Genomic DNA, 24,120 nt, shown 5'->3' on the forward strand with positions numbered 1-24,120 from the left:
CCCGCAGGCAGCTCGCTGGGCGCCGGAACCAAACCCGTCAGCCCCGCTCCCACACTGCACCATGTCCTACCGCCTGTTCCACCGCCTTGCAGTTACTCTTCTTTTGATAGCTGCTAGCGCTTACTGGACAAGCGCTAGTGCCCAATTTAGCTCAAAAACCAGCGGACAGGGCACCAACGTGGTCACCACGCCCTATGTGCGTGCCGAGCTGCTGGCCCATGCGCCCCAGGGCGTGGCGCCCGGCCAGCCGCTGTGGCTGGGCCTCTCGATCACCCACCAGCCCGAGTGGCACACCTACTGGAAGAACCCTGGCGACTCCGGCCTGCCCACCGACCTGGCCTGGACGCTGCCCGCCGGCCTGGACGCGGGCGAGATCGCCTGGCCCCTGCCCAAGAAGATCCCCATCGGCACGCTGGCCAACTATGGCTACGAAGGCACGGTGCTGCTGCCCGTACCCGTCACCGTGGCCAGCAGTTTTGCCCCCAGCCCGCTGGCCAAGGACGCAACGATCAAGCTGCGCGCCTCCTGGCTGGTGTGCCGCAAGGAGTGCATTCCCGAAGAAGGCGAATTCACGCTGCAGTTGCCCATCCAGAGCACCACGGCGCTCAACGGCGCCGCCTTTGAGGCGGCCGCCAAGGCCCAGCCCCAACCCGTGCTGGCAGGCACCAACGGCATCGTGCCGGACAGCCAGGCGCAGATTGCCGACGGCAACCTGCTGAACGTCAGCGTGCAGGGCCTGCCCGTGGCGCTGCGTGGCAAGACACTGGACCTGTTCCCCGAAACCGCCGAAGTCATCGACAACGCCGCGCAGTGGAAGCAGGCCTGGAACGGCAGCGTGTGGACCGCGCAGATTCCCCTGTCTGCCCAGCGCAGCGCCAGCCCCAGCCTGATGCCCGTGGTGCTGGCCGAGCAGTCGCCCGCACATGCCACTGGCCCCGACACGCGCACCGGCTACCGCGCAGAGCTGAAGGTGCTGGGCACCTGGCCGCAGGTGGCGTCGGTTGCCAGCGTGTCGCCCGCGCTGGAGGCCGCGCTCAAGGCCAATGCTGCGCAGGCAAGCGGCGCTGCCGCGCCAGCCATGGGCTCCGGCGCCTCGTCCCTCACCCTCACGGCCGCGCTGCTGGGCGCCTTGCTTGGCGGGCTCATCCTCAACCTCATGCCCTGCGTGTTCCCGGTGCTGGCGATCAAGGTGGTGGGCTTTACCCAGCATGCGCAAGACCGGCGCGCGCACCGCGTGAGCGGCATCGCCTACACAGCGGGTGTGGTGCTGTCGTTCATCGCCCTGGGCGCCCTCATGCTGGGCCTGCGCGCAGCAGGCGAGGCGGTGGGCTGGGGCTTTCAGCTGCAGTCGCCCGCCGTGGTGGCATCGCTGGCGGCGCTGTTCACGCTGATCGCGCTGAACCTGGCGGGCGTGTTCGAGTTCGGGCATTTCCTGCCGTCCTCGGTGGCCAGCCTGCAGGCACGCCACCCGGTGGCAGACAGCTTCCTCACCGGCGTGCTGGCCGTGGCCGTGGCCTCGCCGTGCACGGCGCCGTTCATGGGCGCATCCCTGGGCCTGACCGCCACGCTGCCCGCGCCCCAGGCGCTGGCCGTGTTTGCGGCGCTGGGGCTGGGGCTGGCGCTGCCGTACCTGGCAGCCAGCTTTGTGCCCGCCGTGGCGCGCGCCCTGCCACGCCCCGGCGCGTGGATGGACACCTTCCGCAAGCTCATGGCCTTCCCCATGCTGGCCACTGTCGTCTGGCTGGTGTGGGTGCTGGGCCAGCAAAGCGGCATCGATGGCGCCGGTGCGCTGCTGATCCTGCTGGTGGGCCTGTCGCTGGTGGTGTGGGCCCTGTCGCTGGCCGGGCGTGCGCGCGTGTGGATGGCCACGGTGTCCATCGCGGCCATGTCCTTGCTGGTCTGGGCCTTTGCGCCCCACATCACGCACTTTCCTACCGCGCAGGCCGCCACACCGTCCACGCAGGCCTCGGCCACCGGCTGGCAACCCTGGGCACCCGGCGCGGCCGAGCAGATCGTGGCCACGGGCCGCCCGGTGTTTGTGGACTTCACCGCCGCCTGGTGCGTGACCTGCCAATACAACAAGAAGACCACGCTGGCCAACGCCGATGTGCTGGCCGACCTGCAAACCAAGAACGTCGCCCTGCTGCGTGCTGACTGGACGCGCCGCGACCCCGCCATTACTGCCGCCCTGGCGTCGCTGGGCCGCAGTGGTGTGCCCGTCTACGTGTTCTACCGCCCCGGCAAGCCGCCGGTGGTGCTGACCGAGGTGCTCAGCGTGGACGAGGTGCGCGCCACCATCGCCCAGCTATAGGGCAGGAACGTTGCAAGCGCAAGGCATGCGATGTATTTGAAAACCCCCAGCCCTAACGCCGCCCCATGCTGACCTACCCCGCCATCGACCCCGTAGCACTGCAGCTTGGACCGCTGGCCGTTCACTGGTACGGCCTGACCTACCTTGCGGCCTTCGGGCTGTTCCTGCTGCTGGGCCGTCTGCGCCTGCACCACGCACCGTTCGCCTCCATCAGCGGCCCTGGCGCCTGGTCACGCAAGGATGTGGAGGACATCCTCTTCCTTGGCGTGGTGGGCGTGGTGGTAGGTGGGCGCCTGGGCTACTGCCTGTTCTACAAGCCCGCCTACTACCTGAGCCATCCGCTGGAAATCCTGATGATCTGGACCCCGGGCATGTCGTTCCACGGTGGCCTGCTGGGCGTGGTGGCAGCCATGCTGTGGTTTGCGCATTCGCGCAAGCGCCCCTGGCTGCAGGTGGCCGACTTTGTGGCGCCCTGTGTGCCCACAGGCCTCGCTGCGGGGCGCGTGGGCAACTTCATCAACGGCGAACTGTGGGGCCGTTTTGCAAGCCCGGACCTGCCCTGGGGCATGGTGTTTGCGCACAGCGGCTCGCTGCAGCCACGCCATCCATCGATGGTCTACCAATTTCTGATGGAAGGGTTGCTGCTGTTCATCCTGCTGTGGGTGTACGCGCGCAAAGAACGCCGCCCGGGCCAGGTGGCCGCAGCCTTCCTGTTCGGCTACGGCTTGTTCCGCTTCATCGCCGAATATTTCCGCGAACCGGATGCTCACCTGGGCTTGCTGTCGCTGGGCATGAGCATGGGGCAGTGGCTGTGCCTGCCGATGATCGCGGCGGGCGTGGGGCTGTGGCTGTGGGCGCACAGAAAGGCTCGCCCAGGAGTCCCCCCTGGCGAGCCCCGACCCCGTCCAACTTGATTGCCTGAGGAGCAATCCGGTCATTGCGTGCCGAGCAGCCGCCTTCACGCTGCCCTGTTGATTGCCAGAACATTTCGCCCCCTCGTCAACCGCTAGGAGACCCTGCCATGAAGCTGCTTCGCCGTACGTTGATCGCCACCGCCGCCCTGGTTGCCCTGGGCGCACAGGCCGCCGCCACCGTGGGCCAGCCCGCACCCGACTTCACGCTCAAGGACACGTCGGGCAAAACCGTGCGCCTGTCGGACTTCAAGGGCAAACACGTGGTGCTGGAATGGACCAACCCCGGCTGCCCCTTCGTGCGCAAGCACTACGACAGCGGCAACATGCCCGCCACGCAGAAAGACGCCATCGGCAAAGGCGTGGTGTGGCTGTCCATCAACTCCACCGAAAAAGCCAGCAGCGACTACCTGGAGCCCGCCAAGCTGATGGCCTGGAAGCAGGAGCGCAAGGCCGCCCCCACCGCCGTGCTGATGGACGAGGAAGGCACCGTGGGCAAAAGCTACGGCGCCCGCACCACGCCACACCTGTACATCGTCAACCCGCAGGGCGTGCTGGTGTATGCAGGCGGTATCGACAGCATCCCTTCGGCGCGCCCGGCTGACATCGAGAAGGCCACCAACTATGTGAAGGTGGGGCTGGCAGAAGCGCTGGCGGGCAAGCCGATTTCGGCGGCCACGACGCAGCCTTACGGCTGCAGCATCAAGTACAAATCGGCCAGCTGAAAAAGAACTTCAGCGCGCCACGCAGTTCACCCGCAGAGCGCGCGGACTGTGGAAGTACATGGTGTTGCCCTTGCCACGGATGTAGGTGCCGCCATCACCGTATCCAAAACCCGACGCCACGCGCTCAGGCTGCAGCGGCACGGTGCGGCCATTCATTTCCAGCAGCGCAGGGCCATCGGGCTGGGCGGGCCAGTGCACCACCATCATGGGGCCACGGTCACAGGCGTAGGTCGTGACGCGCTGGACCTTGGGCACATCGGGGGCACGGGGCGGTGTGCAGGCGCTCAGGGCAAAGGTGGACAAGACAACAGCCGTGGCGACAAGGCCAGTGGTGCGGCGGGCGCGTGGTGGGTTCTGCACGGGATCTCCTCGGATTCTGGGTCGGTGCCACCGTGTTGATGGCAGTGTGGGTGGACAACGCGGGGGTCTGGCGCCGCAGCGGTTCGCCCCCATACACTGCCATGTATGAAACGCACGCCCGACACCATCAGCACCCTGCGCGATATTCTGACGCACTGCCGCACCCTTGCGGTGGTGGGACTGTCGCCCCAATGGCACAGACCCAGCTATTTCGCGGCCAAGTACATGCAGGCACATGGCTACCGCATCGTGCCGGTGAATCCGCTCGTCGCACGGGATGGCGGGCAGATCCTGGGCGAAACCGCCTACGCCAGCGTGACCGAAGCCGCTGCCGCGCTGGCGGCGCAGGGGCAGAAGATCGACATGGTGGACTGCTTTCGCAAAAGTGAGGACATCCCGCCGCTGGCCGATGAAGCCATCGCCATCGGCGCAAAGTGCCTGTGGCTGCAACTGGGGGTGTTCAACGAGGCGGCCAGGCAACGCGCCGAGGCCGCCGGGCTGCAGGTGATCGAAAACCGCTGCGTGAAGATCGAGCACGCGCGGCTGTTTGGCGGCCTGGGCTGGATGGGCGTGAACACACGGGTCATCAGCGCCAAGCGCCTGCGGCAGCTGCCTTACTAGCCAATTCGCAGCCAAGCTCAAAGCTATCAAATTCATAGCTGTTAGCGCTTATCCATAAAGCGCTAGCAGCCAATTTCCTCAAAATCCCATGTCCTCAGCCCCCTCCAATGGCGCCGACCGCGAGTTCGGCTTTGGCACCCGCGCCATCCACGCCGGCGCCCAGCCCGACCCCGTGACTGGCGCACGCGCCACGCCCATCCACCAGACGACGAGCTTTGTGTTCGACAACGCCGAGCACGCCAGCAGCCTGTTCAACCTGCAGACCTTTGGCAACGTCTACAGCCGCATCAGCAACCCCACGGTGGCGGTGTTCGAGGAGCGCATTGCGAGCCTCGAAAACGGCCGTGCCGCACTGGCCTGTGCCAGCGGCATGGCCGCGCAGATGGCGGCGCTGCTGGCCATCCTGAAGACCGGGGACCACATCATGGCGGCCAGCACGCTGTATGGCGGCACGGTGGGGCAGCTGGGCGTGGGCTTCGCGCGCTTAGGGATAGAGACCACCTTTGTGGACCCGGCCGACCCCGAGAACTTTGCCCGTGCCATGCGCCCCAACACCCGCGCCGTGTATGGCGAAACCATCGGCAACCCGCTGGTCAACGTGCTTGACATCGCCGCCGTGGCCGAGGTGGCGCATGCCCACGGCGTGCCGATCGTCATCGACAACACGGTGGCCAGCCCCTACCTGTGCAACCCGCTGGCGCTGGGCGCCGACATCGTGGTGCACAGCGCCACCAAGTACATCGGCGGCCACGGCACCACCATGGGCGGCGTGGTGGTGGAGGGTGGCAAGTTTCCGTGGGACAACGGCAAGTTCCCCGAGATGGTGGAGCCCAGCCGCGCCTACCACGGCGTGAAGTTCTACGAGACCTTTGGCGACTTTGGCTACACGATGAAGGCGCGCATGGAGGTCAACCGCACCTTCGGCGGCGTGCTCTCGCCCATGAATGCGTGGCAGCTGCTGCAGGGCGCTGAAACGCTGCACCTGCGCATGCGTGAGCACTGCCGCAATGCGCTGGCGGTGGCCAAGTTTTTGCAGGGCCACCCGCAGGTGGCGTGGGTCAACTACCCGGGTCTGGCGGATTCGCCGTACTACGATCTGGCGCAAAAGCAGTTTCGTGCTGTGGACGGGGCGCCGGGCGCCTCGGGCATCCTCACGTTCGGCGTGAAGGGGGGCGCTGCGGCGGGCGAGAAGTTCATCGACGCCTGCGAGTTCCTGAGCCACCTCGCCAACATCGGCGACGCCAAGACGCTGGTGATCCACCCCGCATCGACCACCCACCGCCAACTGAGCGAAAAAGAGCTGGCCCGCGCTGGCGTGAGCGCGGACATGGTGCGGCTGTCGGTGGGGATTGAAGACCTGGACGACATCCTGTGGGACGTTGACCAGGCACTGGCGCGCTCTCAAGGAGCCTAGATCCAGCGCCGCACATCCCGGCAGTAGTCCTCGTACTGGCGTCCAAAACGGGCCGCCAGCTTGCGCTCTTCGAGCGGGATGTACCAGCACTGCGCGAGCACAAAAAACTGCAACACCAGCAACCACGGCGACAAAGTGCCCAGCGCCAGCGCCACACCCGCCAGGGCCAGCAGCATGCCCAGGTACATGGGGTTGCGCGTGTGTGCAAACAGGCCTGCTGTGGTGAGCGTGCCGGGCTCGCCAAAGGTGTTGATGTTGGTGCCGATGCGCTTGAACAGGCGAGCATGCCACTGGGCCATGGCCAGGCCCGCCAGCACCAGCACACCCCCCGCCCACCAGGCCAGCACGCGCCCATCGGCGGGCAGCACGGCCACGGGCCAGGTGCGCTGCAAAATCACCATCGCACCGACCGACGCAAACCAGACCACAGGGGGCAGCAGCAAACGTTGCATTCCAACTTCTCCTTGCACAATCAAGACATGGCCCGCAGTCTGCCGATGGCGTGCTGTGCTGGCGATAACCTGGGTTAACGGAGTCCTCTTTTGCCGACCTTTTCTCATTCCACCCACACGGTGCTGGAGCAACTGGCACAGGCCCCGCTGCCCGAGTGGGAGGCTCTGGACCGCGCCACCACGGTGCGGCAGCTGCGGCCGGGCGAGGTGCTGTTCCACGCGGGCGAGGCGCAGCCCCGGGTGTTTGTGGTGAACCAAGGACTCATCAAGATGGTGTACGAGACGGCCGTAGGTGACGCCTGGGTCAAGGGGTTTGTGCCGGCCGGCATGTGTTTTGCCAGCCTCACGGCACTGCAGCCGGGCGGCGTTACCAGCTACACCGCCCTGGCGGAAGGCGGGCCCTGCACGGTGGAGCAGATCGACCATGCCGCGCTGGAAGCGCTGGCCGCGCGCCACATGGGGTGGCAACGCGCGCTGAGCAATGCCTACCGCATGTACGGCCAGCGCAAGGAGCAGCGCGAGATGGAGTTGCTCACCCTGTCGCCCGAAGAGCGCTACCGGCGCTTTCTGCAGCAGCACCCGCAGATCGCCGCCCAGGTGCGCCAGCGCGACATTGCCAGCTATGTGCGCGTGACGCCGGTGGCGCTCAGCCGCATCAAGGCGCGCATATTGCGCGGCGGCTGACGGCGGCTCAGGGTTTGGTGCCCTGCGCGGCGCCCAGGCGCTGCGACAGGCTGCGCGCGGTGTCGCGCAGATGGCCTGCGACAGCACTGCCCGGCCCCGTCTGCAGCGTGGCGCTGGGCCCTATCACCGCCAGGCACAACACCAGCTGCCCAAACCCGTCAAACACCGGCGTTGCCAGCGCGCTGATGCCGGGCAGGAGCTGGTCGGTCACCTCGCTGATCTGGTGCTGGCGCACCGCCTCCAGTTCGGCCGCAAACGCGGGTTCATCCAGGGCCCCCGCAAACCCTTCGGCCGCCAGCGCAGCCGCAGCGCGCTCTCGCGGGCCGAAGGCTGCAAACACCTTGCCCGTGGCCGTGTGCCGCACCGAGGCCGTGGTGCCATGGCGCATGGCCACGTACACGGCCGTGGGGCCTTCTTCCACACGGATGATGGTGGGGCCGTTGTCACCCCAGACCGAGGCCGACACGGTGTAGCCGATGCGCTGGGCCAGCGCGGGCAGCTCGGCAATGGCCAGGCGCACCGGGTCCACCTGCTGCAGGCTGATCAGGCCCAGTTGCATGGCCAAGGGGCCCAGGCCGTAGTGGCCGCTCACGGCGTCCTGCTCGATGAGGCCCAGCTTGCCAAAGCTCACCAGATAGGGGTGGGCCTTGGCGGCCGTCATATCCGCCGCGCGGGCCAGGTCCTTGAGAGCCATGCGCCGGCCGGTGCGCGCCAGCACCTTCAGCAGCTGGCCGCCCACCTCAACGCTCTGGATGCCGCGCGGGCTGCGGGGCGTGTCTTCGTCGTCGGCGGGGGTCAGGTCGGGGGTCGTGGTGGGCATGGGGCGATTGTCCACGCAGCGCAGCATCCACCACCCGTTCGGGTTTACACCTAAACAAATGCGTTAGACATGAACGAATTTCTTGCCTAACATCAACACATTCCGTTTAGATAAACGCATTCACCATTAACAAATCACCACCATGAGCACCGTCAAAACCTTTGCCTCCGCCGCCGACCTCGAAGTGAAGAAGGTGAGCTTCGACAAGCTCTCCGACCACGCCTATGCCTACACGGCCGAGGGCGACCCCAACACCGGCATCATCATTGGCGACGACGCAGTGATGGTCATCGACACCCAGGCCACGCCCGTGATGGCGCAGGACGTGATCCGCCGCATCCGCGAGGTGACGGACAAGCCCATCCAATACGTGCTGCTCTCCCACTACCACGCGGTGCGCGTGCTGGGCGCAAGCGCTTACGGCGCCGAGCACATCATTGCCAGCGAAGACACGCGCGACCTGATCGTGGAGCGCGGCCAGTTCGACAAGGACAGCGAGATCGGCCGCTTCCCGCGCCTGTTCCAGAACGTGGAGAGCGTGCCGGACGGCCTGACGTGGCCGACCATGACCTTCAACAAAAAGATGACCCTGTGGCTGGGCAAGCTGGAGGTGCAGATCCTGCAACTGGGCCGGGGCCACACCAAGGGCGACACGGTCGCCTGGCTGCCGCAGGAAAAGATCCTGTTCAGCGGCGACCTGGTGGAGTTCGACGCCACGCCGTATGCGGGCGATGCGTATTTCCAGGACTGGCCGCAGACCCTGGACAACATCGCGGCGCTGAAGCCCGAGAAGCTGGTGCCCGGCCGGGGCGCCGCGCTGCAGACGCCCGAGCAGGTGCAGGCGGGCCTGGCCGGCACACGCGCCTTCATCAGCGACCTGTACGAGAGCGTGAAGGCCAGTGCCGCCAAGGGCGAAGACCTGCGCAAGGTGTACGAGGCCACGTTTGCCCAACTGCAACCCAAGTACGGCCACTGGGTCATCTTCAACCACTGCATGCCGTTTGACGTGACCCGTGCGTACGACGAGGCCACGCAATACCCGGACCCACGCATCTGGACCGCCGAGCGTGATGTCCAGATGTGGAAAGCCCTGGAAGGCTAGGCAGAGAACAACCCCCTGAGGCGCTGCGCGCCTTCCCCCTTCTCTCGAACCGCTGCGCGATTCGGGAACGGGGACGACGCCCTCGCTGCGGGGCGGCCCTTGCTCGGCGTCCCTCGCTCAGGGCGCGCCAGTTGCAAAGGTCAGCTCTCTACATCAGGCAATCGATCAAACACGAAGGTCGTAGAACATGAATCCCAGAGACATTCCCCGCGAGGCTTTTCACGCCAGTGGCGCCGAGGTGCAGGCCATCGACTTCGGCTACGTGCGCTCGCCCGACCAAGACCGCGCCACGCCCGCACAGCACCCCATCGTGGTCATCGGCGCGGGCCCTGTGGGCCTGTCGCTCGCCATTGACCTGGCCCAGCGCGGGCAGCGCGTGGTGGTGCTGGACAACGACCACAAGCTCTCCATCGGCTCACGCGCCATCTGCTTTGCCAAGCGCACGCTGGAGATCTGGGACCGCCTGGGTGTGGGCCAGCGCATGGTGGACAAGGGCATTTCGTGGAACCTGGGCAAGGTGTTCCTCAAAGACGAACAGCTGTATGAATTCAATCTGCTGCCCGAAGAAGGCCACGAGCGCCCCGCCTTCATCAACCTGCAGCAGTACTACGCCGAGGCCTACCTGGTGGAACGTGCGCTGCAGTTGCCGGGCATCGATATCCGCTGGCACAACAAGCTGACCGGCGTGCAAAGCCGCGCGGACGGCGCGCTGCTGAGCATCGACACGCCCGAGGGTGCCTACCAGATCGACGCGCAATGGCTGGTGGCCTGCGACGGCGCGCGCTCGCCCACGCGGCAGATGCTGGGGCTGGAAAGCAAAGGCCGCATCTTCCAAGACCGTTTCTTGATCGCCGATGTGAAGCTGGCGGAAGAGGCCAACTTCCCGACCGAGCGCTGGTTCTGGTTCGATCCGCCTTTCCACCCCAACCAGAGCGTGCTGCTGCACCGCCAGCCCGACAACGTGTGGCGCATCGACTTTCAGTTGGGCTGGGACGCTGACCCCGAAGAAGAGAAAAAGCCTGAAAACATCATCCCGCGCGTGAAGGCGCTGCTGGGTGCAGATGCACAGTTCGAGCTGGACTGGGCCAGCGTCTACACCTTTGCCTGCCTGCGCATGGACCAGTTCGTGCACGGCCGCATCGTCTTCGCGGGCGACAGCGCGCACGGCGTCTCGCCCTTTGGCGCACGTGGAGCCAACAGCGGTGTGCAAGATGCCGAGAACCTGGCCTGGAAGCTGGACTGGGTGCTCGAGGGTCGCGCCAGCCCCGCACTGGTGGGCACGTATGGCCCCGAGCGCGAATACGCGGCCGACGAAAACCTGTGCAACTCCACTCGTGCCACCGACTTCATCACCCCCAAGAGCGAAGTGAGCCGCCTGTTCCGCGACGCGGCACTGCACCTGGCGCGTGAACACGCCTTTGCAAGGCGCATCGTCAACAGCGGCCGCCTGTCGGTGCCCGCCACGCTGCACCAGTCGCCCCTGAACACGCCGGATACCGATCACTTCGCAGGCACCCAGGTGCCCGGTGCCGTGCTGCTGGACGCGCCCTTGACGAAGCAGGGCCAGCCCACTTGGCTGCTGCGCGAGCTGGGGCCGGACTTCACGCTGCTGGTGTTTGGCCCGGCCCCGGCATGGGCCCATGACCTGCCCGGCGTGAAGGTGCTGCAGATCGGCATTGACGTGATCGACCACCAGGCGCTGGCCGCCCAGCGGCTGGATGCGCTGCCGCGCACCGTGTACCTGGTGCGGCCCGACCAGCATGTGTGCGCACGCTGGCGCACGCCCACCGAAGCGGCTGTGCGCAGCGCACTGGCCCGTGCCACGGCCGCAGCCGTCTGACCAGGAAGACGACAAGGAACATGCCCATGCTGAACACCCAACCGAACCTGCAGGCCTGCGACGACTTCTATGAAGCGCTGATTGCCGCGCACCAAGGCCTGTCCACGCCCGAGAGCCACGCCATGAACGCACGCCTGGTGCTGCTGCTGTCCAACCACATCGGCGACCAGTCCACGCTGCAGCACGCGCTGCAGCTGGCGCGCGGCAGTGCCGTGCCCACGGCCGACCGGCGCACCACCCCGGCGATCACGCCGGTGGTGCCCACCCACGCGGTGGCGGCCTAGCCGCTTACCTGCGGTCCGGCACCCCCGATTCCCAGCCACCCCACGGCTTCAGCACCGCGCAGATGGTGCAAGGCCCGGGCTTTGCCTTGATTTTTTGACAACACCACGGAGACAACACATGCAGCGCAAACACTTCCTCGCCACCCTTGCCGGGTTGGCCCTGACCACCACCCTCCCCCTGGCCCATGCCCAGGACACCAAGCCACTCGAATGGGTGGTGGGCTACGCGGCCGGTGGCGGCTCAGACATCGTGGCGCGCACGATTGCCGAATCCATGTCGGTCACGCTGGGCCGCCCCATCGTCATCAACAACAAACCCGGTGCGGGCACCAACATCGCGGCCGAGTACAGTGCGCGCAACAAGGACTTTGGCAACCTGATGTTCTCGGCCGACTTCGCCACACTGGCGGCCAACCCGTTCTTGTTCAGCAAGCTCGCCTACAACGCCGAGAAGGACTTCCAACCCGTGGGCCTGCTGGTGCGCTTTCCGATGTTCCTGGTGGTGTCCAACAACGTGCCCGCCAAGAACCTCAAAGAATTCATGGCCTGGGCCAAGGGGCAGGCCGATGGCGTGAACTGGGCGTCGGCCGGGCCGGGCAGCCCGCACCACCTGGTGGGCGAGCTGTTCCGCGAGCAAAGCGGGCTCAAGCTCACGCATGTGCCGTATCGCGGCGCGGCTCCGGCGATCCAGGATGTGATTGGTGGTCAGGTACCCGCGATGTGGATCGACAGCGCCACGGTGTACCCGTTTCTCAACGGCGGCAAGGTCAAGGCCATTGGTGTGGCCAGCCCGCAGCGCGTGACCACCATGCCCGATGTGCCCACGATTTCAGAGCAAGGCCTGCAAGGGTTTGAAGGCTTTGCATGGCAGGGCCTGGTGGTGCCCGCGGGCGCATCAGCCGATGTGGCCGCGAGTTTCAGCAAGGCGCTGCAGACGGCCCTGGCCGACACGCGCACCAAGGCCCGGCTGCAGGCCCTGGGTGTGGAACCCATGCCCGGCACGGCCGCCCAGATGGGCAGCTTTGCGCGTGCCGAGCGGGAAAAGTGGGGCCGAGTCATTACGAAGGTGGGCGTGAAACTCGATTAACTCCCTGAACGGCTGCGCCGTTTTCCCCTGGAGGGGACGCCACCCATGGCCTGGCAAAGCCAGTTCCACGGTGGCGCTGGCAAAAGCCACGCTCCTGTCGCAGGACGCTCAGCGGCTGCGTGCCAGCCGCCGCTTGCGCTGCAGGGCGGGCGCCAGCCACAAAAGTTGCACCGTGGCATAGCCCAGTGCCGCCATCACCAGGCCCAGCGTGGGCAGGCCCACCAGCAGCGGTGTGCCCAGGGCCTGCATCCAGGCGCCCAGCGCCTGCACCGAGAAGTCTCCGCCCGGCACCACGCTGCTCCACGCGGGCAAAGTCTGGGTGCCCGGCATCACCAACGCGCCCACATAGAAGGCCAGTGCATACAGCGGCACGGTGGTGAGCGGGTTGGTATAGAACGTGGCCACCCCGCCCGCCACGATGTTGCCGCGCAGCCATGCGCAGACCAGCAGCGTGCCCGGAATCTGCAGCGGCCCGGGGATCAGCCCGCAGAACAGGCCCGCCGCCACCCCGCGCGCCAGGGGCTGGCGCTGAAAGCGAAACAGCTCGCGCCGCTCCAGCCAGGGGCGCAGGCGGATGAGCCAGTCCCGGTCCAGGTGTGCGCGGGCGCGTGGCTCCAGGGCGCGCAGCCAGCGGCGCAATGAACAAAGCATCTGGCTTACCACTGCACTCAGTCCTTGCGCGGCAGGGCCGGAGCGCCATGGGCGCTTTCGCCCGAGCTGCGCAGCGACAGGAAGATGGAGCCTGCAATCAGCGACGCCGTCACCAGCAGCGCATAGCCGATCGGGATCTTCACAAAGTCGATGAGCAGCATCTTGCCGCCGATGAACACGAGCACCAGCGCCAGGCCATAGGCCAGCAGGTGGAAACGGTTGGCCAGGTCAGCCAGCAGGAAGTACAGCGCACGCAGGCCCAGGATGGCAAAGATGTTGGCCGTGAGCACGATGAACGGGTCGCTGGTGATGGCGAAGATGGCCGGGATGCTGTCCACCGCAAAGATGATGTCGGTGGTGCCGATGAGCACCAGCACCACAAACAGGGGCGTGAAGTGCTTGACGCCGTTCATCATGGTGGAGAGCTTCTCGCCATCGAACTGGTCGGTGATGCGAATGCGCTTCTTCAGGAACTTGAGCACCGGGTTGGTGGCGATGTCAGGCTCCTGCCCAGCGGCAAACCACATCTTCACGCCGGTGACGACCAGGAACGCACCGAACACATACAGCAGCCAGTGGAAGGTGGCCAGCAGCCAGGCACCTGCCAGGATGAGCAGCGTGCGCAGCACGATGGCACCGATGATGCCGATGATGAGCGCGCGCTTTTGGTACTGCGGCGGCACGGCAAAGTAGCTGAACAGCATCAGGAAGACAAAGATGTTGTCCACCGACAGGCTCTTTTCGACCAGATAGCCGGTGATGAACTGCATAGAGACGGTGTTGGCAATCTCACGGCCCTGGCTTCCGTCCAGGTACCACCACAGAATGGCCACAAACACAAACGCCAGCGAGAACCACAAAAGGCTCCAGCGCGCGGCCTCGCCCATGGTGACCTTGTGCGCGCCCTGGCGCTCCATGACCAGCAGGTCCACGCCTATGGCAATGACCACGAAGACGGCAAATCCCGCCCACATCCACCACGTTCCGATCGTTTCCATCGAGTTTCTCCAAAGATGCCCTCACACGTCCGGGCAAGCCGGACGCCCAAGCCCCGGACTGTAGGGGCTGATGTACTTCTTTAAAATCTGTTATCACAGTAGTATTGGTTCGGTTTTTACGAACTAAACCCTTTTCCCTCGGAAGAACCCATGAGCCAGAGCTTCAACTACCGCCATCTTTTCTACTTCTGGGTGGTGGCCAAGGAGGGCGGTATCGCCCGCGCCGCCGAGCGGCTGGACATGGCCATGCAGACCATCAGCGCCCAGGTGCGGGAGCTTGAAAAGTCGCTGGGCGTGAGCCTGCTGCGCACCGAGGGCCGCAACCTGGTGCTCACCGATGCGGGCGTGGCCGCGCTGCACGAGGCCGACCACATCTTTGCGCTGGGCGAGCTGCTGCCCGTGCGCGTGCGCGAGGCCGCCAGCGGCCAGACGCTGCGCCTGAACCTGGGCATTTCCGACGGCATTGCCAAGCTGGCCGTGCATCGGCTGCTCACCCCCGTGCTGGACGAACCGCACCTGCGCCTGCTGTGCCATGAGGGCGAGTTCCAGCCCCTGCTGGGCGAGCTGGCGCTGCACAAGCTCGATGCCGTGCTGGCCGACCGTGCTGCGCCCCCCAACCCCGCCCTGCGCACCACCAGCCAGCTGCTGGGCACGAGCGCGATTGCCTGGTACGCGCCGCCGCTCTGGGCCGAGGCGGCAGCCAACAACTTTCCGCACAGCCTGGCCGTGGTGCCCGTGCTGCTGCCCACCGACCACGCCGCCATGCGCGCGCGCATCGACCACTGGCTGGAACGCGAACGCATCCGCCCGCGCATCGCTGGGGAGTTTGAAGACAGCGCGCTGCTGAGCACCTTTGCCGCCACCGGCATGGGTGTGATGCCCGCGCCGGTGTCGCTGGGCGAGCACCTGGCACAGACCCACGGGCTTGTGCATGTGGGCACCACGCCGGACGTGCAGGAGCAGTTCCACCTGATCTACAGCGCCCGCAAGGTGATGCACCCGCTGCTCATGCGGCTGCTGGAGGCGGGGAGTAGCGGATCACTCCTGAATTGATAGCAATCAGCGCTTGCCCAGCAGGCGCAAGAGGCCAAAAAACCTTGTAGTCAGCGCAAAAAAAACCTGGGTCCCTTCAGTCGCGCCCTGCCCGCTCGATATGCAAGGCAGCCGATGCCGGGTCGGAAAAACACAGCTCGTGGCTGCCCGGGCACTCCACCAGGCGGAACAGGCCCAGCCGCTCCGACAGGCGCGGGTGCCAGGGCAGGCTGTGCGGCAGTGCAGTGTCCTGCTGCGCGTTGAGGTAACTCTTGCCCACCTCCAGCGCGGCCAGCGGCACGGGCAGTTGCGCGGGTTCGGTGAAGGTGCGGTAGGGATGAGGGTTGAGCAGCGCGTAGGTGCTTTGCGCCAGGGCCTCGTCGGCATCGTTGATGAAGGCCTCGCGCCAGATGGGGTACGGCAGCATCACGGCATTGCCACTGCTGGCCGCCACCTGGTCGAACAGCGCGCGGTAATGCGGCGGCACCAGGTCGTTCAGGCATTCGCCTGGCTGCGGCACGAAGGCGTTCCAGTACACCAGACGGCGGATGCGCCCAGGCAGACGCGCGGGCATATGGCTGATGACCATGCCGCCGTAGCTGTGGCCCACCAGGCGCACGTCGGTCAGGCCCTGGCCTTCGATGAAGGCCGCCAGCGAATCCACCGCGTCGGCGAGACCCGTGGCCGCGCGGTCGTCGCCGGGGCGGTTGCCTGCCAGCGTGGGGCAATGCACGGTGAGGCCGCGCGCGCGCAGGTGGGTGGCGGTGGCTTCCATTTCGGCACCGGTGTGCCAGGCGCCATGGACCAGGACATAGGTATCCGGCATGTGTGTCTCCTTGGGGTTGTGTTGCAGGACTGGGCAATCCGCCCTGCCGCTACCTTAGAAACACCCGGTGGCACGGAATGGCCCGCGCGTGCCAGCCTGCTGTGCTGGATGTGCCAGAGCGCTCACCCACAGGCCAGCGCGGCCGTCTCAACGCTTGGCCTCATTCCGTTTCCAAATCATTCGTGTCTAGGCGCGAAGCCGCAGACAGTGCTGTAGCACGGCAAGGCGAAGCAACAACGACACGGATGATTTGGAAACGGAATCAGCCGCCGCGCCGCCACTGCGCGGGCGACACGCCCATGGCGCGCTGGAAGGCGCGTGCGAAATGCGAAGGGTCCGCAAAGCCGCAGCGCCGCCCAATCTCGCCCACGGCCACATGGGCCAGCTGGGGGCGGCGCAGCAGCTCGCCTGCACGCGCCAGGCGCAGTTCGCGCAACGCGCCCGCAAAGGTGTGGCCTTGCGCCGCAAACGCCCGGTGCAGGGTGCGCAGCGACACGCCCGCCTCCTGCGCCAGCGCCGGGGCCGAGAGGCCCGGCTGGTCGATGCGCGCCCGGATCAGCGCACACAGATGGGCATGCAGGCTGCGCGCCGCAGTGGGTGCCGGTGGCTGGGGCGGCTCCAGCGCAGCGCACAACAGCGCCCCCAGGTGGTCGGACAGCAATGCTGGCGGCAAGGCCTGCGCCGAGGACGGGTCACGCGCCAGCTGCACGGCCAGCGCCCCCAGGCTCTGGCCCCAGCCCTGGTCTCGCCAGGCCACGCGCGGGCCGGGCGCCTCGGCCTGCTCCAGCCACTGCCCCACCCAGGCGCGCGGCAGCTGCAGCGACACACAGTGCACACCATCAGGAAAATGCAGTTCGTAAGGCCGTGCCGAATCCAGCAGCACCACATCGCCCGGCCGCAGATGGGCCACATGGCCATCCTGGCGCACATGCCACGCAGTCTCGGCCTGGCCGATCAGGTAGAAAGGCAGCTGGCGGCTGCGTGCAATGCCTGCGGGCGTGCGAAAGACATCCTGGGTGGAGGCCCGCACGCGGTTGATGGACAGCGTCTCCACCGGCAGGCTTTGCAGCTCGCCGCCGAACAGCGGCGCCTCGCGGGAGCTGCAATCCATCTCCAGAAACGCCTCGCAGATCGCGCCCACCCAGTAGTCCAGGCGCGCGGGCGGCGCCACCACGTCGGTGGTCCACTGGCGCAGAGCAGCGGGGGACGAGGGCACAAGGGTGGCGGCGGGCATGGCGCCCAATCTACCGGCAAGGGGGCCGGGCGGGCAACAGGGCAAGCCCTGCCGTCCCGCCAGGCTCAGCGCTGCGGCATGTCCTTCACCGAGTAGCCCAGGCTCACCGTCGCATCGTCAGGAATGGCGGGCATGGACGCATTCCACGCCTCCCACGCGGCGCGCATGGCCTGCAGGCGTTCGGGCTCCACGGGCGCGCGGTTGGCGCGCTCGCGTTCATCGTCGGCCAGGTTGAACAAGTAATCATTGCCGTCCACCCGCAGGTACTTCCACACGCCCTGGCGCATGGCGCGCTGGCCCCGGTGGTTCATGCGCCAGAACAGCGGGGGCTCGTCCAGCGCCGCCGCATTGCGCAGCAGCGGCATCAGCGAGCGGCCGTCCAGTGGGTAGTCCACATGCGCGCCGGCCCCTGCGGCTTCGAGCATCGTGGCCGACCAGTCCATGGTCATGCAGGTCTGCGCGCTCACACCGCCGGGGGCGATCACCGCAGGCCAGTGGGCGATCCAGGGCACGCGGATGCCGCCCTCGGTCAGGTCCATCTTGCCGCCCACCAGCGGCCAGTTGTCCGAGAAGCGCTCGCCACCGTTGTCGCTGGTGAACACCACCAGCGTGTCGCGCGCAAGGCCCTTTTCCTCCAGCAGCGCCATGATGCGGCCGATGCCCTCGTCCATGTGGTGGATCATGCGGCGGTAGGTTTCGATGTTGCCGCCGTGCAGGTGGAACAGGTTCGTCTTCACCTCCTGCGCCAGCGCCTCGTCGTCGCGGGTCTCCCAGGGCCAGTGGGGGGCGGTGTAGTGCAGGCTCAGGAAGAACGGCGTGCCCGCCTGCGCGCCCGGCGCCATGCGCTGCACATAGTCGAGCGCGTGGTCGGTGATGAGGTCGGTGAGGTAGCCGTCCTGCTGCTTTTCCTCCTCGCCCAGGTACAGGTCGTGCGTGCCGTTGGAGCTGCAGTGGGTGAAGTAGTCCACCCCGCCCGACATGGGCCCGAAGAACTCTTCGTAGCCCGAGCGCAGCGGCCCGAACGCGGGAGGGTAGCCCAGGTGCCACTTGCCCATCAGCGCCGTGCGGTAGCCCGCTGCGCGCAGCAGCGACGGCAGCGTGGGGTGTTCGGACGGCAGGCCCAGCGTGGTGCTGCCCCGGCTCTTGCTGTTGATGGGTTCCTCGGCCGCGCCGCGCAGGCGGTACTGGTAGCGCGCGGTCATCAGCGCAAACCGCGTGGGCGAGCAGACGGGGGAACTGGAGTAGCCCTGCGTGAGCTTGAGGCCGTTAGCCGCCAGCTGATCGAGCACCGGCGACACCGGGCCAAACGCCGCGTCGCGCCCGCCGTAGCAGCCCAGGTCGGCATAGCCGAGGTCGTCGGCAACGATGAAGATGATGTTCGGGCGGGTGGTCATGGTTTGAAGCCCGAGCGTTGGACCACCGGGGCCCATTGCGCGCGGTAGGCCTTGAGCATGGCTTCGGTCTGCGCCATGGTCGCCACCACGGGCTCCATCTTGGCCGCCTCGAACTTGCGCTGGGTGTCGGGGTCCTTCATCACTTCATGGATCAGACCAGCCAGGCGTTCGGCTTGCGCCTTGGGCATGCCCATGGGCGCAAAGAAGGTGTTCCATCCGGTCGCAGCCAGGTCCAAACCGCTTTCCTTGAAGGTGGGGATCTTTCCATCCAGCGCACTGCGCTTGGCACCCGACACCGCGAGGATGCGGATCTTGCCCGCTTCGTGCTGGGGCAGCAGGGTGTCAAACGTGTCGAACGCCACGGGCACCTGGCCGCCGAGCAGGTCGTTGAGCAGCGGCGCGGAGCCCCGGTAGCCCACCACCTCGGCGCGCACCTTGGCCGCGTCGCCCACCATCAGGCCGAAAAAGTGCGGCAGGCTCCCGGTGGCGGGCACGCCGAAGTTGGCCTTGTCGGGGTTGGCGCGCAGCCAGGCCATGAGGTGTGGCAGTTCCTTGACGGGCACGGCGCTGCCCACGGCCACGCCGAATTCGTAGCTGTTGACATGGCTCACGGGGCGGAAGTCGCGCTCGGGGTCGTAGCCCGCATCGGGGAAGACCAGCGGTGCCACGAGCATCACGGCGGGGTTGGCCAGCAGCAGCGTGGGCTGGTTGGCAGGGGCGGTTTTGACGGCCTGTGCCGACAGGCGGCCGCCCGCGCCGGTCTTGTTCTCCACGATGACGGGCGTGCCAAGCTTGCTGCCCAGCTTGTCCGCCACGATGCGGGCCACGCGGTCGGTAGAGCCGCCAGGGGCGTAGCCCACCACGATGCGCAACGGGGCTTCCTGCGCTTGCGTGATGGAGGCGGCCAGGGTCAGCGCTATGGCCAGTACCGATGAAAGGGGTTTGCGCATCGTCGAAAAGTCTCCAGGGGCAGTTGCAGGGCCCTGCACCATCGCGCAGGTTGATGGGCGCACTGTATTGGCCACACAATCGATTGATCTAATCAACTATTGCACGGAAATACCCTGATGTCCGCGCCCACCCCGGCACCCCCAGGCCCCGCCGAGCCGGGCCACCGCCTGACCCATCCGGAAGCGGCCAACGACCTGTTGATGTACCGCCTGAACCGACTGCTGGCCGTCGCGGGCAGCCTGGTGGTGCGGCTGTGCGAAGGGGGCTACGGCATCACGCGGCGCGAGTGGGGGCTGCTGATGATGCTGGCGCAGCACACGGGCATGCCCCCGGCCGAGCTGGCCCAGCGGCTGGGGCTGGACCGGTCGCGCACGTCACGCGCCATCACGTCGCTACTGGCCAAAAAGCTGCTCACCCGCGATGCGATGCCGGGCGACCGGCGCCAGGCGGTGCTATCGCTCACCCCGGCAGGGCAGGCGCTGCACGATCAACTGTTCCCCCAGGTGAAGGCGCTTAACCAGGAACTGCTGGCGGGCCTGAACACGGGCACGGTTCAGGCCCTGGACCTCGCGCTGGCCGATATGCAAAAACGGGCGGAAGCTCTGGTGGCAAGCCGCACCGATGTGCCGCGCACTTACCGGTTGCGCGGGGGCCGGAAAACCTCGCGAACAGACCAAGAATGGTGACGGCAGCGCCACCAGCGGTACTTCCCAAACCCCCTGGAATCGCTGATTCCTATTTTTCAGTATTTGCCTGAATGTCCATGAGCTGGTTCAAGTCAGCTCGCAGCATTCCATTTGGATCCACAGCGGCATCGTTTGCTGAAGATCGGATTCCTGCCGCCGTAATGGCCGCCGTGACGTCGGTAAAAGAAATTTGAACCTGATAAAGGTTTCCATCATTTGCATACTCCTTGGTGAAAGCACAAACAGCCTCCCCGGGGTCTGCAAAATAAATGACTGCCGCGTCAGTAGCCCGATTAGGAATCCGCATAAAGCTGGAATACAAGGATGCCGGCACAGGGGTTCGCGCTGAACCGTTGACGTAGTACTCCTCCTCCCAGTCGTCGTTTTGCATCACATAGTTGTATTTCAGCGAGCTGACTCTGAGCATCGGGTCACGCCCATTACCCGTCGATTCGGCAAAGATATACAGCACTTTGGTCCCACGGTACGACGGCCCATCGTATCCAGCTATAGTGCAAGCGATGGCTTCCAGATTGGTTGCAGAATGAACTCCGGTCGCGCTGATATTTTTAAGATCTGCGTGTGCAAATCCAGTCACGCAAATAAACCCCAAAGAAATAATGCTATTTCTCAACATACCCTCTCCTCCGTCGGTGAATTGACCTAGGCTTGCCACTGTTTTATACAAATAGCTACAACACGCACAAATACTAACAAACGCCCACCTCAGCGTCATCCCCCGTTTTGGGGATTGACTGCACAGGGCCGCACCCAACGGCGGGACGCGTTGGCAAAGGTCGCAGCGGTGAGCGTGGTTGCTCCAGTGCATTCCTTCTGGTCCGCCTTTTTTTTGCCCACCCGCCATGTCATCACCCCCGACCTCTTTGTGGAGCCCCCTGCGCCAACCCGCTTTCCGAGGCCTGTGGATCTGCGGTGGCATCTTTTTTGTGGGCAGCGGCATGCAGACCATGGCCGCTGCGTGGCTCATGGTGGAGTTGACGGGCTCGTCGTTCCTGGCGGCGTTGGTACAGACGGCCGTGTTTTTGCCCATGTTTTTGCTGGCCCTGCCTGCCGGTGTACTGGCCGACACCACCGACCGGCGCAGGCTGATATCGGGCGCGCTGATGGCACAGGTGGGCGCCTGTGCACTGCTCACGCTGCTGGTGCTGGGCGGTTGGGGCGGTCCGGCGTCGGTGCTGTTTCTGGTGTTTGTGTGTGGCTGCTGCACGGCGGTGCTGACGCCTGCGTGGAACTCATCCGTCATCGACCCGGTTCCGCGCGACGAGTGGCCCCAGGCCATCACCGCCGTGAGCATCGCCTACAACGCCGCGCGCGCCGTGGGGCCCACGCTGGCCGGGCTGGTGTTTGCGCAGCTGGGTGCGGGCTGGGTGTTTGCCGTCACGGTGACCACAACGCTGGTGATGTGGGAGTCCATCCGCCGCTGGCCGCCCAAGGCACACCCGCCGTCCAAGCTGCCCGCCGAGCGCCTGTGGGGCGGCACGCTCAGTGGCCTGCGTTTTGCCTGGCACTCACGCATCATCCTGGCGCAGCTGGTGCGCGTGATGGCGTTCAGCGCGGCAGGCTCGGCCCTGTGGGCGCTGCTGCCGGTGATTGCGCAGCGCCAGCTGGGCACCGGTGCGCAGGGCTTCGGGCTGCTGATGGGTTGCCTGGGTACGGGTGCCGTGGCCGTGGGCCTGGTGCTGGGGCGGCTGCGCGCGCGCTTTGGCATGGAGGTCATCGTGGGCGTGGGCGGCGTGGTTTTTGCTGCCGCCATGCTGGTGGCAGCGCTGACCAAGGTGGCGTGGGTGGTTTACGTCGCCATGCTGTTTGCGGGCGCGGCGTGGATGTCGGCGATGTCCACCTTCAACACCGCCACGCAGGCCAGTGCCCCACAGTGGGTGCGATCCCGCGCCGTGGCCATGCACATGGTGGCCGCGCTGGGCGCGTTTGCCATGGGCTCGGCATTCTGGGGCGCCGCATCCGACATCGTGGGCCTGGCTCCCACACTGTACGTGGCCGCTGCGCTCATGGGTGTGGGGCTGCTGCTGGCACGCCCCATGCCGCTGCGCATGGGTGGGCTGCACGAAGTGACGCAGGCCACACCGTGGGATGAACTCTTCATCGAGGCCGAGCCCCTGCCCGAGGCAGGCCCCGTGGCTGTGGAGGTGGGCTACCGCATTGCGCCCGGCACCGATGCAGCGTTCCTCGACACCATCAGCCGCATGAAGGCCCCGCGCAGGCGCGACGGCGCCACCTTTTGGCGGGTGTACAAGGACCTGGGTGAACCCTCGCGGTACGTGGAGCGCTTCATCGTTGAATCCTGGGCCGACTACCTGCACCAGCGCGCCCGCGCCACGATGGCCGACCAGGTGCTGGAAACCGAAGTGCGGGCGTTTTTGGCGCCCGGCGAGACCGTCCGCATGTCGCACTACATCGCAGAACGGTGAAGCCCCCCCTGAGCGGCTGCGCCGGTTCCCCCGGGAGGAGGACGCCACCCCTGGACCGGCGAAGCCGGTTCCGCGTGCGCCCCGGCTTGATGCGCATCAATTTCTGCCGCCAGGCCGGGTGCCGAGGCTGGCGGTCGGCCTGCGACAATCGCAGGATGACCTTCGCCCCCCTCGCCAACGACACCTTCCTGCGTGCCTGCCGCCGCCAGGCCACCGACTACACGCCCCTGTGGCTCATGCGCCAGGCGGGGCGCTATCTGCCGGAGTACAAGGCAACGCGCGCCCAGGCCGGCAGCTTCATGGGCCTGGCCACCAATGTGGACTACGCCACTGAAGTGACCCTGCAGCCGCTGGAGCGTTTTCCGCTCGATGCCGCCATCCTGTTCAGCGACATCCTCACCGTGCCTGATGCCATGGGCCTGGGTCTGTCGTTTGCCGAGGGCGAAGGCCCGCGCTTTGCCAAAGTGGTGCGCGACGAAGCCGCCGTGGCCGAGCTGGCGGTGCCCGACATGGACAAGCTGCGCTACGTGTTCGACGCGGTCACCAGCATCCGCAAGGCCCTGAACGGCCGCGTGCCGTTGATCGGTTTTTCGGGCAGCCCCTGGACACTGGCGTGTTACATGGTCGAAGGCAAGGGCAGCGATGACTACCGCCTCGTCAAGAGCCTGATGTACAGCCGCTCCGACCTGATGCACCGCATCCTGGCCATCAACGCCGACAGCGTGGCCGCGTACCTGAACGCCCAGATCGACGCCGGAGCCCAGGCCGTGATGATTTTTGACAGTTGGGGCGGCGTGCTGGCCGACGGCGCGTTCCAGGAGTTCAGCCTGGCCTACACCACGCGCGTGTTGGCGCAATTGAAGCGCACCGGCGTGGACGGCGCCGACGTGCCGCGCATCGTCTTCACCAAGGGCGGCGGCATCTGGCTGGAGGACATGAAAGACATCGACTGCGAGGTGCTGGGCCTGGACTGGACGGCCAACCTGGGCAAGGCCCGCGCCATCGTGGGCGGCCAGCCAGGAGGCCCGGGCAAGGCGCTGCAGGGCAACATCGACCCCAACGTGCTGTTTGCGCCGCCCGCGCAGATCGTGCAACAGGTGCACAAGGTGCTCGACAGCTTCGGCAAACCCCACACCGACCGCAGCACCACCGGCCCCACCCACATCTTCAACCTGGGCCACGGCATCAGCCAGTTCACCCCACCCGAGCATGTGGCGGCGCTGGTAGAGGCGGTGCACAGCCACTCGCGCGCACAGCGCCAGGGCTGATCCTCCGGGCGAGGGCTCCAGA

The 24,120-nt window shown here is 66.5% G+C and carries 24 protein-coding genes; 14 read left to right on the top strand and 10 right to left on the bottom strand.

The window, feature by feature from the left end:
- The first annotated feature begins 61 nt into the window (after nt 1–61).
- From LPA35_RS22145 to LPA35_RS22155, 3 genes are all read left to right on the top strand, one after another.
- Nucleotides 62–2,311 carry a protein-disulfide reductase DsbD gene (locus tag LPA35_RS22145; RefSeq protein ID WP_228899004.1) on the top strand — a complete coding sequence of 750 codons (2,250 nt, stop codon included), beginning with the start codon at nt 62–64 and terminating at the stop codon, nt 2,309–2,311.
- Between the two features lie 65 nt (nt 2,312–2,376).
- A complete protein-coding gene (gene lgt, locus LPA35_RS22150) occupies nt 2,377–3,225 on the top strand; it encodes a prolipoprotein diacylglyceryl transferase (RefSeq protein ID WP_228899005.1) in 849 nt (282 codons plus the stop codon).
- A 107-nt stretch (nt 3,226–3,332) separates the two neighbouring features.
- On the top strand, nt 3,333–3,947 hold the full coding sequence (locus LPA35_RS22155) for a thioredoxin family protein (protein WP_121421326.1): 615 nt from the start codon (nt 3,333–3,335) through the stop codon (nt 3,945–3,947).
- A gap of 9 nt (nt 3,948–3,956) precedes the next feature.
- Here LPA35_RS22155 and LPA35_RS22160 read toward each other — a convergent pair whose 3' ends face one another.
- A complete protein-coding gene (locus tag LPA35_RS22160) occupies nt 3,957–4,307 on the bottom strand; it encodes an MliC family protein (RefSeq protein ID WP_228899006.1) in 351 nt (116 codons plus the stop codon).
- A 105-nt stretch (nt 4,308–4,412) separates the two neighbouring features.
- Here LPA35_RS22160 and LPA35_RS22165 point away from each other — a divergent pair, with 105 nt between their 5' ends.
- Both LPA35_RS22165 and LPA35_RS22170 read left to right on the top strand, forming a co-directional pair.
- Complete coding sequence (locus tag LPA35_RS22165) at nt 4,413–4,928, top strand: CoA-binding protein (RefSeq protein ID WP_228899007.1); 516 nt, start codon at nt 4,413–4,415, stop codon at nt 4,926–4,928.
- Between the two features lie 88 nt (nt 4,929–5,016).
- Nucleotides 5,017–6,342, top strand: coding sequence for an O-acetylhomoserine aminocarboxypropyltransferase/cysteine synthase family protein (locus tag LPA35_RS22170; protein ID WP_228899008.1), 1,326 nt, complete (start codon nt 5,017–5,019; stop codon nt 6,340–6,342).
- Here LPA35_RS22170 and LPA35_RS22175 read toward each other — a convergent pair.
- The gene (locus tag LPA35_RS22175; RefSeq protein WP_218301552.1) at nt 6,339–6,794 is read right to left on the bottom strand and encodes an isoprenylcysteine carboxylmethyltransferase family protein; all 456 of its coding nucleotides are present in this window, start codon (nt 6,792–6,794) and stop codon (nt 6,339–6,341) included. The two genes, LPA35_RS22170 and LPA35_RS22175, sit on opposite strands and share 4 nt — an antisense overlap.
- A 90-nt stretch (nt 6,795–6,884) precedes the next feature.
- Between LPA35_RS22175 and LPA35_RS22180 the strand changes: the two genes are divergently transcribed.
- Nucleotides 6,885–7,478: a Crp/Fnr family transcriptional regulator gene (locus LPA35_RS22180; RefSeq protein WP_218301551.1), complete on the top strand. Its 594-nt coding sequence runs from the start codon at nt 6,885–6,887 to the stop codon at nt 7,476–7,478.
- A gap of 7 nt (nt 7,479–7,485) precedes the next feature.
- Here the strand turns inward: LPA35_RS22180 and LPA35_RS22185 are convergent, their stop codons facing one another.
- Entirely contained in the window at nt 7,486–8,298 is an 813-nt protein-coding gene (locus LPA35_RS22185) for an IclR family transcriptional regulator (protein ID WP_228899010.1), read from the bottom strand.
- Between the two features lie 142 nt (nt 8,299–8,440).
- Here LPA35_RS22185 and LPA35_RS22190 point away from each other — a divergent pair, with 142 nt between their 5' ends.
- From LPA35_RS22190 to LPA35_RS22205, 4 genes are all read left to right on the top strand, one after another.
- The gene (locus tag LPA35_RS22190) at nt 8,441–9,400 is read left to right on the top strand and encodes an MBL fold metallo-hydrolase (protein ID WP_228899012.1); all 960 of its coding nucleotides are present in this window, start codon (nt 8,441–8,443) and stop codon (nt 9,398–9,400) included.
- 187 nt (nt 9,401–9,587) lie between these two features.
- On the top strand, nt 9,588–11,240 hold the full coding sequence (locus LPA35_RS22195; protein ID WP_228899014.1) for an FAD-dependent oxidoreductase: 1,653 nt from the start codon (nt 9,588–9,590) through the stop codon (nt 11,238–11,240).
- Nucleotides 11,241–11,266: 26 nt separating this feature from the next.
- A complete protein-coding gene (locus tag LPA35_RS22200; RefSeq protein WP_228899016.1) occupies nt 11,267–11,524 on the top strand; it encodes a DUF2783 domain-containing protein in 258 nt (85 codons plus the stop codon).
- 118 nt (nt 11,525–11,642) lie between these two features.
- Nucleotides 11,643–12,611, top strand: coding sequence for a tripartite tricarboxylate transporter substrate binding protein (locus tag LPA35_RS22205; RefSeq protein ID WP_228899017.1), 969 nt, complete (start codon nt 11,643–11,645; stop codon nt 12,609–12,611).
- Between the two features lie 108 nt (nt 12,612–12,719).
- On the opposite strand, the gene LPA35_RS22210 is transcribed toward LPA35_RS22205, so the two are convergent.
- The gene (locus LPA35_RS22210) at nt 12,720–13,262 is read right to left on the bottom strand and encodes a DUF2062 domain-containing protein (RefSeq protein ID WP_228899021.1); all 543 of its coding nucleotides are present in this window, start codon (nt 13,260–13,262) and stop codon (nt 12,720–12,722) included.
- A 17-nt stretch (nt 13,263–13,279) separates the two neighbouring features.
- A complete protein-coding gene (locus tag LPA35_RS22215) occupies nt 13,280–14,260 on the bottom strand; it encodes a TerC family protein (RefSeq protein WP_228899026.1) in 981 nt (326 codons plus the stop codon).
- Between the two features lie 150 nt (nt 14,261–14,410).
- Between LPA35_RS22215 and LPA35_RS22220 the strand changes: the two genes are divergently transcribed.
- Nucleotides 14,411–15,313, top strand: coding sequence for a LysR family transcriptional regulator (locus tag LPA35_RS22220; protein ID WP_228899027.1), 903 nt, complete (start codon nt 14,411–14,413; stop codon nt 15,311–15,313).
- A 76-nt stretch (nt 15,314–15,389) separates the two neighbouring features.
- On the opposite strand, the gene LPA35_RS22225 is transcribed toward LPA35_RS22220, so the two are convergent.
- The 4 genes from LPA35_RS22225 to LPA35_RS22240 form a co-directional block, all read right to left on the bottom strand.
- On the bottom strand, nt 15,390–16,118 hold the full coding sequence (locus LPA35_RS22225; RefSeq protein WP_228899028.1) for an alpha/beta hydrolase: 729 nt from the start codon (nt 16,116–16,118) through the stop codon (nt 15,390–15,392).
- A 262-nt stretch (nt 16,119–16,380) separates the two neighbouring features.
- The gene (locus LPA35_RS22230) at nt 16,381–17,352 is read right to left on the bottom strand and encodes a helix-turn-helix domain-containing protein (RefSeq protein WP_228899029.1); all 972 of its coding nucleotides are present in this window, start codon (nt 17,350–17,352) and stop codon (nt 16,381–16,383) included.
- A gap of 65 nt (nt 17,353–17,417) precedes the next feature.
- Nucleotides 17,418–18,746, bottom strand: a complete 1,329-nt coding sequence (locus LPA35_RS22235; RefSeq protein WP_228899031.1) for a sulfatase — start codon at nt 18,744–18,746, stop codon at nt 17,418–17,420.
- On the bottom strand, nt 18,743–19,696 hold the full coding sequence (locus tag LPA35_RS22240; RefSeq protein ID WP_228899032.1) for a Bug family tripartite tricarboxylate transporter substrate binding protein: 954 nt from the start codon (nt 19,694–19,696) through the stop codon (nt 18,743–18,745). Before LPA35_RS22240 ends, LPA35_RS22235 begins: the two co-directional genes overlap by 4 nt.
- Before the next feature lie 117 nt (nt 19,697–19,813).
- Between LPA35_RS22240 and LPA35_RS22245 the strand changes: the two genes are divergently transcribed.
- Nucleotides 19,814–20,383 (top strand): MarR family winged helix-turn-helix transcriptional regulator, encoded by a 570-nt coding sequence (locus LPA35_RS22245; RefSeq protein ID WP_228899033.1) that lies wholly within the window; start codon nt 19,814–19,816, stop codon nt 20,381–20,383.
- Nucleotides 20,384–20,432: 49 nt separating this feature from the next.
- Here the strand turns inward: LPA35_RS22245 and LPA35_RS22250 are convergent, their stop codons facing one another.
- Nucleotides 20,433–21,020 carry a hypothetical protein gene (locus LPA35_RS22250; protein ID WP_228899034.1) on the bottom strand — a complete coding sequence of 196 codons (588 nt, stop codon included), beginning with the start codon at nt 21,018–21,020 and terminating at the stop codon, nt 20,433–20,435.
- 226 nt (nt 21,021–21,246) lie between these two features.
- Here LPA35_RS22250 and LPA35_RS22255 point away from each other — a divergent pair, with 226 nt between their 5' ends.
- Both LPA35_RS22255 and hemE read left to right on the top strand, forming a co-directional pair.
- Nucleotides 21,247–22,830: an MFS transporter gene (locus tag LPA35_RS22255; RefSeq protein ID WP_228899035.1), complete on the top strand. Its 1,584-nt coding sequence runs from the start codon at nt 21,247–21,249 to the stop codon at nt 22,828–22,830.
- Nucleotides 22,831–22,985: 155 nt separating this feature from the next.
- The gene (hemE, locus tag LPA35_RS22260; protein WP_121508406.1) at nt 22,986–24,098 is read left to right on the top strand and encodes a uroporphyrinogen decarboxylase; all 1,113 of its coding nucleotides are present in this window, start codon (nt 22,986–22,988) and stop codon (nt 24,096–24,098) included.
- The last annotated feature ends 22 nt before the right edge of the window (nt 24,099–24,120 follow it).

The sequence above is a fragment of the Acidovorax sp. Leaf73 genome, assembly GCF_916855635.1.
Classification (GTDB): domain Bacteria; phylum Pseudomonadota; class Gammaproteobacteria; order Burkholderiales; family Burkholderiaceae_C; genus Acidovorax; species Acidovorax facilis.